This window comes from Pseudomonas sp. S07E 245 (assembly GCF_019599025.1).
Taxonomy (GTDB): domain Bacteria; phylum Pseudomonadota; class Gammaproteobacteria; order Pseudomonadales; family Pseudomonadaceae; genus Aquipseudomonas; species Aquipseudomonas shirazensis.
Window position 1 is genome coordinate 1528669 of sequence record NZ_CP080625.1, and the last position, 12938, is coordinate 1541606.

General features: G+C 62.3%; 9 protein-coding genes. 1 reads left to right on the forward strand and 8 read right to left on the reverse strand.

Features of this window, described 5'->3' with window-relative positions:
- Nucleotide 1 precedes the first annotated feature (1 nt).
- Together K3F44_RS06905 and K3F44_RS06910 are read right to left on the reverse strand one after the other, a co-directional pair.
- A complete protein-coding gene (locus tag K3F44_RS06905) occupies nucleotides 2-2149 on the reverse strand; it encodes a PQQ-dependent dehydrogenase, methanol/ethanol family (protein WP_259407067.1) in 2148 nt (715 codons plus the stop codon).
- Between the two features lie 240 nt (nucleotides 2150-2389).
- Nucleotides 2390-3517 (reverse strand): MFS transporter, encoded by a 1128-nt coding sequence (locus tag K3F44_RS06910; RefSeq protein ID WP_220634153.1) that lies wholly within the window; start codon nucleotides 3515-3517, stop codon nucleotides 2390-2392.
- 380 nt (nucleotides 3518-3897) lie between these two features.
- On the opposite strand from K3F44_RS06910, the gene K3F44_RS06915 reads away from it, so the two are divergent.
- Entirely contained in the window at nucleotides 3898-4905 is a 1008-nt protein-coding gene (locus tag K3F44_RS06915; RefSeq protein WP_181087953.1) for an aldo/keto reductase, read from the forward strand.
- A 136-nt stretch (nucleotides 4906-5041) separates the two neighbouring features.
- Here K3F44_RS06915 and K3F44_RS06920 read toward each other — a convergent pair whose 3' ends face one another.
- The 6 genes from K3F44_RS06920 to K3F44_RS06945 form a co-directional block, all read right to left on the reverse strand.
- Nucleotides 5042-7285 (reverse strand): NahK/ErcS family hybrid sensor histidine kinase/response regulator, encoded by a 2244-nt coding sequence (locus K3F44_RS06920; protein WP_220633633.1) that lies wholly within the window; start codon nucleotides 7283-7285, stop codon nucleotides 5042-5044.
- Nucleotides 7215-8369, reverse strand: a complete 1155-nt coding sequence (nosP, locus tag K3F44_RS06925; RefSeq protein ID WP_220633634.1) for a nitric oxide-sensing protein NosP — start codon at nucleotides 8367-8369, stop codon at nucleotides 7215-7217. Before nosP ends, K3F44_RS06920 begins: the two co-directional genes overlap by 71 nt.
- 115 nt (nucleotides 8370-8484) lie before the next feature.
- The gene (locus K3F44_RS06930) at nucleotides 8485-9255 is read right to left on the reverse strand and encodes a conjugal transfer protein TraX (protein WP_259073583.1); all 771 of its coding nucleotides are present in this window, start codon (nucleotides 9253-9255) and stop codon (nucleotides 8485-8487) included.
- Nucleotides 9204-10295, reverse strand: a complete 1092-nt coding sequence (locus K3F44_RS06935; RefSeq protein WP_220633635.1) for a metal-dependent hydrolase — start codon at nucleotides 10293-10295, stop codon at nucleotides 9204-9206. The genes K3F44_RS06930 and K3F44_RS06935 overlap by 52 nt, the downstream gene beginning before the upstream one ends.
- Nucleotides 10296-10422: 127 nt before the next feature.
- Nucleotides 10423-11673, reverse strand: coding sequence for an OprD family porin (locus K3F44_RS06940; protein ID WP_220633636.1), 1251 nt, complete (start codon nucleotides 11671-11673; stop codon nucleotides 10423-10425).
- A 64-nt stretch (nucleotides 11674-11737) separates the two neighbouring features.
- A complete protein-coding gene (locus K3F44_RS06945) occupies nucleotides 11738-12937 on the reverse strand; it encodes a benzoate/H(+) symporter BenE family transporter (protein WP_220633637.1) in 1200 nt (399 codons plus the stop codon).
- Nucleotide 12938: the final 1 nt, after the last annotated feature.

A 12938-nucleotide genomic window follows, 5' to 3' on the forward strand; every position in this document is an offset into this window, starting at 1 on the left:
GTCACTCCTTGGAGGTATTGTCGGCAAGCGGCGTGGCGGCTGCGGGATTGGCGCTGAAACGCTGCCAGACACTGCCTTCGCTTTGCAGGTCGTGGGCGCGCTTGATCAGGTATTGGTGCACCTGTTCGACCTGCTCAGGCTTGAGCGCTTCGGCGAACGAAGGCATACCGTCCGGGATGCGCCCGCCATAGAGAATGCTGAGGAACATCTGGTGTTTTTCCGCGGTGAGCTTGCGCAGGTCCGGCAGCACGCCGCCGCTGACGGCATGGATGCCATGGCACTGCGAGCAGTTGCCGTCGTAAAGCGCAGCACCGGCGGCTACGGTTTTTTCGTCAGCAGTGAGCGCTGGCGGTTTCGGCGTGTCGGCCGGCGGTGGGGGCTCACGCAGGGTGGCGTTGCCGCCGATCTTGTAGGTCAGCACCTGGGCGAACGGCTGCACGCCGGCGCGCAGCGACAAGGCCCCGGCAAAGGTCGAGAACGCCCCGCCCCAGCCGGCCATGAAGGTCACGTATTGCTCGCCATCTACCGAATACGTGATCGGCGCAGCCATCACGCCGCTGGCAGCAGGTGATTCCCAGAGCTTTTTGCCATCGTCGGCGGCGTAGGCGATCACCCGGCCATCGGCACTGCCCTCGAACACCAGGTTGCCCGCCGTGCTCAGGGTGCCGCCGTTGAAGATGGTGATATACGGCACTTCCCAGGCAGGTGCCTGCTTGACCGGGTCCCAGGCGATCAACTTGCCTGACCAGGTTTTGGCCATTTCCAGCAGGCCTTCCGGGCCTTCGGGCATCATCCCGGTGCGCAGGCCGAGCTGGTACACGCTCTTGAACGGGTGACGCTTGGGCGCTTCCGGGATGTGCTCGTAGTAGGCCGACATGATGTGCGCCGGGATGTACACCAGCCCGGTGTTGGGGTTGTAGGACATCGGGTGCCAGTCATGTGCGCCCCAAAATGCGGGGGTCACCAGCTTGCGCTTGCCGTCCTTCCAGTACGCAGCTGCCTCATCATCGACGATTGGTCGGCCAGTCTTCATGTCGATGCCCTTGGCCCAGTTGACCGGCACGATGTTCTTCGCCGAGAGCAACTCGCCGGTGGCGCGGTCGAGCACATAGAAGAAGCCATTTTTCGGCGCCTGCATCAATACCTTGCGCTGTTTGCCGTTGATCGGCAGTTCGGCGAGGATCATGTGCTGGGTGGCCGTGAAGTCCCAGGCATCGCCCGGCGTGGTCTGGTAGTGCCAGGCGTATTCGCCGGTATCGGCATTGACCGCCACGATCGACGACAGGAACAGGTTGTCGCCCTTGGCCTGGCTGCGCCATTTCGGATCCCACAGCGAGCCGTTGCCGACGCCGATATAGAGCAGGTTCAGTTCTGGGTCATAGGCGAACGAATCCCACGCCGTGCCACCGCCGCCCTGCTCGACAAAGGCATCGCCGTGCCAGGTCTTGCTGGCGATTTCCATCGCCTTGTCTTCAGGTGGCAGCTTGGGGTCGCCAGGCACGGTGAAGAAGCGCCAGGCCTGCTTGCCGGTTTCGGCATCATAGGCGGTGACGTAGCCACGCACGCCAAACTCGGCGCCGCCGTTGCCGATCACCACCTTGCCATTGACCACACGCGGCGCGCCGGTAATGGTGTAGCTGCGTTTGTCGTCGCTGCGGGTGTCGACCGACCATACGCGCTTGCCGGTCCTGGCATCGATGGCTTCCAGGCGGCCATCGAGCACGCCGACATAGACCTTGCCCTGCCACACGGCTACGCCACGGTTGACCGCATCGCAGCAGGCTTCACCGGCCCGATTGCGATCGGACTGCGGATCGTACTTCCACAGCAGCTTGCCGTTGCGTGCGTCCAGGGCATACACAACCGAAAATGGCCCGGTGGTGTACATCACGCCGTCGACCACGATAGGCGTGGCCTCGACGCCGCGGTCCAGATCAAGCTTGTAGCTCCAGGCCAGGCCCAGTTGATTGACGTTGCTGTCATTGATGGTGTTCAGCGGGCTGTAGCGCTGTTCATCGTAGGTACGGCCATGGCTCATCCAGTTGCCGGGCTCTTTGTCGGCGTCGATGATGCGCTTGCCATCGACCTCGGCGGCAAACGCCGGGGCCAGGCAAGCCAACGCCAGGACGGCGCAACCTGCGCTTCTCATCAAGGCACCCGGCATGGGCCGGCGGTGCGGACCTGATTGGGTCATCGGGGAATCTCCGTTCTTGTTATTGGCGACACCCAGGGAATGTGTCGTAAAGAACAGGAGCAACGGCTGTGCCAGCGCCAGGAATACCGCTGAAAGCCCCGTCGTAGAAAGCTTTATTCACTGTCGAACGTAAGCCGGCGAGCCTACGAGTCGCCGCAGTTTCGGCACACGTGGCGCAGGAATGGAACAGGTGTGTCAGCCCGAGAGAGGCTTCGATGGTAGGCTGCGAAGACGTCTCAGCAACAGACTCCCGATCAGCGCTGCAAGGACGAATGCCATCGCTAATGCCCGCAGCAAGTCCCCTTCTGCCAACGCGACCCCTGCGCTGCACAAGCCGCCAACGGTAAATACCAGCGTGTTATTCAGAGCGGCTGCCGTCCCTGCAATCTCAGGGTGCAGGCTCAACGCCCAGGTAGTCGCGGCCGGGCGCACAATCGTTGTACCGGCACTGCAGACCACCATCGACAGCATGATTGCGGTGACGGTCGGATTCAGCACGTACAGCCAGAGAAACAGCGACAACCCGGCGACGCCGATCAAAATCAACCCCAGTCTGATCTGTGCACTTACCTCCATGCGTTTGTTCAAGGCACTGGCGACCACGCCGCCAATGATATAAGCCGCACCGTAAGCAATGAATATCAGTGAAAAGGCGTAGTCGGTCATCCCCAGCAGATCCATGAACAGCAAGGGTGACGTGACAATGAAAGAGAAGTGGCAGGCAAATGCCATTGCGGACAGCAGCGAATAGCTTATGAAGCGTCGATCCTTGAACAAGGTGCGATAGCCGCTCCGTGGGGCGACAGGACGCGTAGCGTCTGTGAGCGAGAGACTACACAGCAACACAGCTAACGCCGCGAGCACGACAAACGCCTGAAAGCTGCCCTGCCAACCAAGCCACTGTTGCAAAAAACTGCCTGCCAGCGGTGATAGGGAGATAAACAAACCGCTGGCGGTAGTCAGCAAAATCCGCATCGAATTGCGCCGATGTTCGCTATACAGGTCCTGAACCAGTGCATGGCTGAGTACAAAACAACCGCATCCAGCGGCCTGCACCAAGCGGAACACCATGAAAGACGAAAAGTCCCAGGCATAAATACAACCCACGGCACCTGACGCCGCCGTTATCAGTCCGACTAACAACAGGCGTTTACGACCAAGGCGATCGGATAGCGGTCCGATCCAACACTGCGACAGCGCGGCCCCAACGGCGAACAGGCTGATGGACCAGGCGATATCTCGGGTTGGCACCGAAAATTGTGAAGATAACGCTGGGAATGATGGAAGTATCACATCTAGAGGGAATATCCCAAGTAAGCTCATCAGTATCAGTACAGTAACTAACAGCCGATTTTCAGATGATTGATCTTTAAGCACTACGCACCTCAGCACTACGAATCAGCGGCATGGTTACCGACGGATATTGCGTCACCAGGCTGCATCAAGCATCGCTGTCTCGTTATGCGCGTGGCAATAAGCACAGGCAGGAAAAAAATCCCATAGCGTTGTGAGGGATTTCGCTAACTATCAGCTGCGTATAAACATCATGTTGAGTATTTGAAAATGCTGTTGGCGCTGCGCGACACAATGCCGCGCACATTTACAGGCAGGATCAGGCAACAACCCCGCTGTTTTGCCCTTTCAAACCTCACCGCTTGCCTGTAAAAAAGGTCATCCCCCCTCCCCACTCAAGGACCTTCCCCATGCTCTACCGCCCTCTTGGCCAAAGCGGCCTGCAGGTTTCAGCCCTGACCCTGGGCAGCATGATGTTCGGCGAGCAGACCAGCGCCGAGGATTCGCTGCGGATCATCGACAAGGCCTGGGACCAGGGCGTCAACTTTGTCGACACCGCCGACGTCTACAACGGCGGGCGCTCGGAGCAAATCGTTGGCGAGGCGGTGGCGCGCAACCGGCAGGACTGGGTGGTTGCCTCCAAAGCGGGATTCGGTGCAGTAGACGGCTTGCCCAACCGCAGCGGGCTGTCGCGCAAGCATCTGTTCAATGCCATCGAAGCCAGCCTGACGCGCATGGGTACCGATTACCTGGATATCTACTACCTGCACCGCGAAGACCACAGCGTGCCGCTGGAAGAAACCGTGCGGGCCATCGGTGATCTGCTGCAACAGGGCAAGATCCGTTACTGGGGCGTGTCCAATTTCCGCGGCTGGCGCATCGCCGAGATCTGCAACGTGGCCGAGCGCCTGGGTGTGGCCAAGCCGGTTGTGAGCCAACCGCTGTACAACATCGTCAACCGCCAGGCCGAACCTGAGCAGTTGACTGCTGCGGGTTATCACGGGCTCGGCGTGGTGCCGTTCAGCCCATTGGCGCGGGGCGTGCTCAGCGGCAAGTACGCACCGGGTTCGGAGCCAGACGCCGGTAGCCGTGCCGGGCGCCAGGACAAGCGCATCATGGAAGTGGAATGGCGTCAGGAGTCACTGACCATCGCGCGCAAGATCCAGGCCTACTGCGAGGGCAAAGGCGTCGGTATCGTCGAGTTCGCGATTGCCTGGGTGCTGAACAATCGGCTGGTCAGCTCGGCCATCGTCGGGCCGCGCACCGAAGCGCAGTGGGACACCTATGCCGGGGCACTGCAGGTGAAGATCACCGCCGAAGATGAAGCCTTCATCGATGCGCTGGTGACCCCAGGCCACGCCTCGACTCCAGGCTTCAACGATGTAGCCCACTTTGTCAGCGGCCGCCTGGCACGCTAACAAAGCCGCTAACTGGCCGCTGTCCCCCGTAGGAGCGGCCTTGTGTCGCGAAAGGGCTGCGTAGCGGCCCCATGATTATGCAGCACCGCAAATAGCCGGGCCCGCTGCGCGCGCCTTTCGCGACACAAGGCCGCTCCTACATGCCGCTTGACGACCCAAGCAGGTGGCTGATCGCGGTCTTGAGCTTCATCGGCCGCACCGGTTTGTGCATCAGGGTGTGGCCAAGCAGGCGCACCTGCTGCTTGAGCTCGTTGCTGTAATTGGCGGTGATCATCAGCACCGGTATGGCCCGGTCGCGGCAGGCGTTGATCGCCGCTACCGCCTCGATGCCGGTGCGGTCATGGTCCAGGTGATAATCGGCGATCAACAGGTCGACCCGCGCCCGTGGCAGGGCGACCTGACGCTGCAGGTCCGCTTCACTGGCCGCCGTGGTGACCTTGCAGCCCCACTGTTCGAGCAAGCTGCGCATGCCGGCGCAGATCGCCCCGTCGTTATCCAGCACCCAGATCCGCGCATCCTGCAGCGATTGCAGCTGCGGCATGTCCTGCTGCAACGCTGAGCCTTTGCTCACAGGGCGCTGGCAGCACGGGACTTCGACCGAGAATACCGAACCTTTGCCGGGCACCGAGCGCAGCTGGATGGGATGCCCGAGGATGCCGGCGATCTTGTCGACAATCGCCAGGCCCAGCCCCAGGCCGCGATCCTGGTCCGGCCGCTGCGCCTCGCCGCGCTTGAACTCGTGGAACACTTCGCGGCACTTGTCCGCTGCGATGCCGATGCCGGTATCCCACACCTCGATCAACACCTTGTCGCCGCGCCGCCTGCAACCGAGCACGATCCGCCCGCTGGGGGTGTAGCGCACGGCGTTGCTGAGCAGGTTGCGCAGGATCCGCGCCAATAGCTGCATATCACTGCGCACGCGCAATCGGCTCGGCACGTAGTCAAGGCGCAGGCCTTCGCTGGCGGCGACGGTAGCGTGCTCGGCCGCGAGGTTGTCGAGCAGGTCGCTCAGGGCAAAACTCGCGACATCGGCGCGGATCACCCCGGCGTCGAGCTTGGAGATATCCACCAGCGTGCCGAGCAGGCTCTCGACGCCATCCAGGGCGTTGCTGACGTTATGGATCAACGGGCCTGCGCCAGGCTGTTCGAGCAAGGCACTGGTAAACAGCCGGGCGGCATTCAGCGGCTGCAACAGGTCATGGCTGACTGCGGCGAGAAATTTGGTTTTCGACAGCGTGGCCTGCTCGGCGTCGGCCTTGGCATCGCGCAGGCTGGCTTCCATACGCCGGCGCTGGTCAATCTCGCCCAGCAATTGGCGATTGAGGCTGGTCAGTTCGGCGGTGCGCTCGTGCACGCGCAGTTCCAGGTGCTGATAGGCCTGATGCAGCGCTTCGGCATGGGCGTAGCGCTCGGTGATATCGGTGAAGGTGTTGACGAAACCGCCTGTGGGCAATGGATGCGTACGAATTTCCAGCATGCGCCCGTCGAACAGGCGCTGCTCCAACTCCGGCAGCGGCTGGCCGTGGTCGTCGCGGCTGGCGGGCGTCAGCAAGGCCAGCTCGCTGTCGGCAATCACGTCGGCAAACTGCCGATGGCTGGCAATCGGTGCCAGGCCGCTGACCTCGAGAAAGCGTCGGTTCCACAGCTCCAGCACGCCCTCGGCGTTGACCATGGCCAGGCCCTGCGACAGGTTGTCGACCGCCCGCTGCAGCAGGTACGACTTATGCGCCAGGGCCTGCTCGCGGCGGTGGTTCTCACGCAGTTTGACCCGGGTGACGTCGGTGAAAAGCATCACCCGGCCGCCATCGCGGGTCGGCCGTTCGCTGACCTGCAACCAGCGCTCGTTGCGCAGCCGATACAACGGTTGCTCGTCGCTGCTGGCACGGGGTTCTTCGCGCAGCAGGTTGTGCATCAGGCGTTTCACCTCGACCAGCTGCATACCGCTGGCCACGCGCAACCGGCTGGTGGCCCAGAGCGCCTTGAAGCGCCGGTTGAACAGCACCACGCGCAGGTCGGCATCGAACAGCACGAACGCATCGGAAATACTCTCGATGGCATCTACCAGCCGCTGGTGGGCGGTTTCGGCGCGCTGATGCGCGTCGCTGAGCAACAGATGGCTGGCCTTGAGTTCGACCAATACCTGGTTCAAGGCATCAGTACGCTCGCGCACCTGCTCGGCCAACACCACCGAATGCTGGAACGCGGCAAAGGCATCGTCCGGCCGCGCCGCACCCGACTCCAGCCGCTCGATCAACGCTGCATTGATGCGCTTGAGCTTGTGGTTGTCGCGTTGCAGCTGGCTGATCTGCTCAGCTGGCGATGCGCTCGCGGGGCCGTCCGATGGCAACGCCGGTGAAGGTCTGGTTGATATGCATGCCATTGAACTGCTCCCCATAGGTGTTGAAGCCCAGCACCTGCTGGCTGCGCAACAACGCGCTGACCTCGGCCACAGCAGCGCCCTCGCTCTCCAGCTCGAGGCGGCGCAGTACGCAGTCGCAGCCGATGGTCAGCAACAACGGCCCGAGGCGCTGGCGCAGGCCCTCGAACAACGATTGCAGGTTGTCCAGCAGCGGACCGGGGCGCATTGCGGTGAGGACGATGCCGTTCTCCACCGCGCAGTAGAAGCTCAGGCTGCCATCCTCATGTACCTGCTGAATGGCCCGCACGTAGTGGTTCTGGTTGATCCGCAGCGCCAGTGGGTGCGCCGCAAACAGCCGATGATCGAGCGCACCCACGGGTACACCGATCAACTGGGCGTACTCAGCGGCTGCCGGCTCGGCGTTCAGCTCATAGACCCGGCGCAGCTGACGGTCGGCGCGAGTCACCACCAGTTTCTCGCTGCGCGGCTGAATGTGATCGGCGCTGAACACCTCGAACTCCAGCCAGGTATTGACCAGCAACAAAACCGCCGCACCGCTGTGGAAGGCACCGTTGTAATACACATGTGTGCGGCTGAGGTGATTGTCATCACCTGCCGAACCGCCGAACTGCGGAATATCGCCCAGCGCCGCTGCCAAGGCAGCCAGCACCACCTCTTCCCGGCTGGACAGGCCGTCGAACAGGGTCAAGGCAAAGCTGTGCGCCTTGATCGGTGCCAGGCTGTTGCGTCGGCAGTCTTTGACCAGTTGGGCAACCAGCGCCTGCGCGTCGAGCAGGCTGAAACCGGGTACCGCTTCCACCAGGCCAGCGGCGATGGAGAAGTAGCGCCGGTCGAAACCGACCGCGGTGATACAACCGCGCGCATAGCCCTCCGGGGTCAGTTCGCCGGCGCTGGTGCAGCCGGCCAGCCCCACCGCCGGAAATTGCCCCTGTAGCGCAGCCGCCAATGCCGGCAGATCGTATTCGGCAGAGCAGAAAAACAGCACAAAGCCTAGCTCGGCATGCCGCAGTTGATCAGCCAGCTCACCGGCTGCCTGAGTAGCACAGGTAGCCCGCGACAGTGCGCTGAAGACGCCTTCGCTCATAAGTCGAATTCCGAGAGAGATACAGCCATGGCCGCAGGATAGGCAAGCCTGCGGCTCAGCCGAATGCTACTTGGGTAGGGGGTCGGGGTGGCATTGGTTGTACGCGGCCCTCGCGCTAAATACCAAGGGCTGCGGCCAGACGTTGCAGGCCGGCGATAAGCGCCAGATGCAGCGGATAGAACGCATAACCCCAGCGCCCGACCCGCGGTACCTGCCAGCGTTCCTGACGCGCCAGCCACAGGCCTATTGGCAACGACATTGCTGCGGTGCTCAGGATGACCAGAGCGATGGGTTGCAACGGATGCGCACGTAACCAACTGTTGGTCACGTTGCCCGCCACCGCCAACGCACACGGCAGCAGCCAGCCGGCGCCGCCGTAGCGCCTGGCGATCAGTATCGCGGCGGGGAGCAGGACGCCAGGCAAGCCGTACATCAGGTGATCACTGAACAGCGCTGCAGTCAGCGCAGCGCTCAAGCCGAGCAGGCAGGCCAGCGCCTGTCGATGGTGTATTGCCCAAGCCAGCAACAACCCGAGCGTCAGGGTCGGGATCACGTTTAGCGTCTGCGAACCGGTGTCCAGCCAGCGGTACGGGCCTTCGGACAGCACGCCAAATACCAGCAGCCAACCGAGATAGCGCGCCGCGCTGCGGCTGGGCCACATAGCCGGGTCGCTGCGCCCGACGTTGATTGCCAACGCCAGGCAGAACAACGGAAATGCCAGCCGGCCGATGACGAACAAACCGTCGGCAGCTGGCCATAGGTAACGCAGGTGGTCGGCGACCATGGTCACGATCGCCGTCCACTTGACCAAATCCAGCCCGGCCGAGCGCACGGTTATCGCCCGGACTCGCTGCTCACCATTGGCTGCAGGTACTTGGCGGTCCATGCCGCCAACGGCAGCGGCGGTTGTTGATGAATGATGCGACGCCAGATCAGACCAAGGTCTTCCAGGTTGAACATCGAGTTGGCCGATGTGCCCGACCAGGCTGTTGGCGTGCCGACGCTCCACTGGCCAGTGCTGTCGCGGCTGGCCATCTGGAAGCGGAACGTGTAGTTGCCGGGAATGCCCATGCGCAGGTCGGTCACCACCAAGGCATCACCGACCTCGTCGTAACGCAGCCAGTCTCCCGTGAACCAGCGCAGACGCGCGTGCAGTGGGTCATCACCAAGGCGCTTGGCTGCCTCGAGGTTGCGCGAATGACGCAGCATTTCCGGCGGCTCGCGATCGAACACGCTGCTGACGCCCTCGAAGTAATGGCCGTCCGCGGTTTTCGCCATCACCCGCCAGACCAGACTGTTAAAGGCGATAGGCACGGCACGCACTTCGGTCACTGCTACGCCTTGCTGATCCAGAGCGGCTGCAAAGCGCTGCTCGGCATGCATACGCGCGCCCAGGCCAAAGCCGAGGTAGGCGGTACTGAACAGCAATGCGCAGGTCATCAACGCAATCGCCCTGCCCTGCATGCCGCGAATCGCCGCGAACAGCACAGTAAACAACAGCGGCAAGGTGTAGACCGGATCAATAATGAACACCGCCGCCCAACTTTCCGGGATCAGTTGCAACGGCCAGAACAACTGGGTGCCATACACGGTGAAGGCATCGAGTACCGGATGCGTGATGAGCACCAGCCAGAACGCGGCGAACAGCCTTGGCCAGCGATAGCCGCGCTCCGGCCAGTACTTATGGCCAAGCCAGGTCACCAACCAGGCCAACAACAAGGCCAGGCCGGTGAGCACGAACAGTGAATGCGAGAAACCACGGTGGAAGGTCATCTGCGACACCGGATCGGCATAGCGGATGATCACGTCGAGGTCTGGCAAGGTGCCCAGGGCGGCGCCGTAGAGCAATGCCCGGCGGCCTTGAATACGGCCTAGCACCGTGCCTTGCAGCGCTGCGCCGAGCACCGCTTGAGTGAGTGAGTCCAAAGGTCAGGTTTCCACAAAAAGTCTGTTGGCAACCTACCTGCATCGCCGGTCACTGTGCAAACGCTATCGCCGCAGCGCAGCGTTTGCAGCGGGCTGGCAACTCAGCCATCTGTGAGCGGCGCGGGGCTCACAGCAACTGCCAGGTGTAGGCCAGAATCAGCCGGTTTTCGTCGATATCGCTGCGATAATTCGAGCGCGCCACCGCGTTTCTGACACGAATCCCCAAACCCTTGAACACCCCGCTCTGCACCGCATAACCAATATCCAGATCGCGCTCGCGGTCCTTGCCCTCGAAGCCGCGGCCGGTATCGACATTGTTGCCGGTTATGTAGCGCACCGTCGCGGTCAGGCCAGGGATGCCCATGGCGGCGAAGTTGTAGTCATAGCGCGCTTGATAGGAGCGCTCATCGGTGTAGGCAAACTCATAGGTGGGCACCTCGTTGCCCAGCGGGGTGATATTGGCGAATACCCGTGGAAACGGGCTTTCGCCATAGATGCCCTGATAGCCGACGTGAAAGCTATGTCCGCCATGCCGGGCTGTCAGCAACGAGAAGAACGCCTGGTTGTCGATCTGGCCAAGCAAGGCATCGCCGTCCTCGCGGGCAGTGAAATAACCCAGGTTGGCGCTGAGCACCCAGTCGCCGAACGGCTTGCTGTGCTTGAGGCCGACAAAGCCCTGCTGGTAGATGTCTTCGAGCTGGCCATACCATAGGCTGGCGCTGGTCTGCTTGTCGTTGAAGACATAGTCACCACCCAGGTAATTGAACGCGTCACTCGCGACCTGGCGCATCGGCACATGGCCAAGCATGGCGTTGAGTTTGTCATCCCCGCCTTCGTTGCGCAGGTGCGTCGAAGACAAATGCCCAGCCTGCACGGTCAGCCCGTTGATCTCGGCGGAGTTGAGGCTGACGCCCTGATAGGTGGGTGGCAGCAGGCGAATGTCGCTGAAGGTCAGCACCGGCAGATTCGGCTGCAGCTCGCCAACGCGCAGCTCGGTTTGCGATACGCGTGCTTTGAAGGTGCCAGCCAGGCGACTGTAATCGCTTGCCGCACGCCCGTCGCCATGCACTGGCAACAGCCCGCTGTTGACCCGGTCCGGACTGCTGTCGAGGCGAATCCCGAGCAAGCCCAGTGCATCGACGCCGAAACCGATCGGGCCAGGGGTGTAGCCGGACTTGAACTCGAGGATGAAGCCCTGGGCCCACTCCTCGGCCTTGGACTGCTGGTTGGCGCCGACGATGTCAGAGAAATCCCGGCTGAAATAGTAGTTGCGAGCGCTGAGGCTGGCTTTGGCGTCTTCGAAAAAGCTGCTTTCAGCAGCCAGCAGGGGTTGGCTGAGCAAGGTTATGCCCAGGGCGACACAGGGGTTAGGGTTCATCGCGAAGCTCTCTTGATCTTGTTTTTATGAATGGATCGCTACTACGGTTTTGCACTACGGATTTTCAGGGGTTACGGCGCAAGGCATCCCCCGCCTGCGGCCGCCGCAAACGCAGCAAGGCATGCGCACAGAGGCCGAACAGCAAGCCCCAGAACGCCGCCGACAAGCCCAGGAAGGCAACACCGGAGGCCGTCACCAGAAAGGTGAACAACCCGGCATCACGCTCGCTCGGTTCGGCCAGGCTGCGGGCCAGTGCCTCGCTGATCGCGCCATACAAGGCGAGCCCCGCGAGGGCGGCAATCAATGCAGCAGGAAAAGCGGCAAACAACGACATCAGGGTCGCGCCGGCGATGCCCAGCAGCAGATACAAGCCACTGCCGGCCAATGCCGCGATGTAGCGTCGACGCGGGTCTTCGTGAGCTTCGCGGCCGGTGCACAGGCTGGCCGTCACCGCGGCGAGGTTGAGTCCGTGGCAGCCGAACGGCGCCAACAGTATGCCGCCCAGGGCACTGGCACTGATCAACGGGCTTGCCGGCGTCTGGTAACCAGCATTGCGCAGCACGGCCATGCCCGGCATGAACTGCCCGGTCAGGGCCACCAGCACCAGCGGCAAGGCCAGGCTGAACACTGCCGACAGGCTGAATTGTGGGGTGATCAACTGGGCGGTAGCAAACTCCAGCACCAACGCCTCACTGCGCAGCTGGCCGCTGAGCACTGTGATCAACGCGCCAACGGCCAACACCGCCGCCACCGCATAGCGGGGCTGCAAGCGCCGCATCAGCACATAAGTGATGAACATCGCCACGACCAGCGTCGGTTGCACCGGCAAGGCGCGAAACACTTCAACGCCAAAGCTGAACAGAATGCCGGCCTGCATGCCTGCCGCAATCGAGCCCGGCAGGCGTGCGATCAAGCCGTCGAACGCACCACTCAGGCCAATCAACAGCAAGATTAGATTGGCCACCAGATAGGCGCCGACCGCTTGCTCGAGACCAATCTGCGGCAGCGCAGTCACCAGCAGTGCCGAGCCTGGAATCGACCAGGCGATAACTACCGGCACCCGATAACGCAGGGTCAATACCGCGCCAAGCACGGCGCTGCCCATCGACACGGCCCACACCCACGACGACAACTGGCCGTGGGACAGGCCCGCAGCCTCGGCAGCATGGAAGATGATCACCAGCGGGCCGGCGTAGGAAATCATCGTCGCCAGCAGGCCGGCGACGATGGCAGACAACGAACAATCCTTGATCAGGTCTTTCATG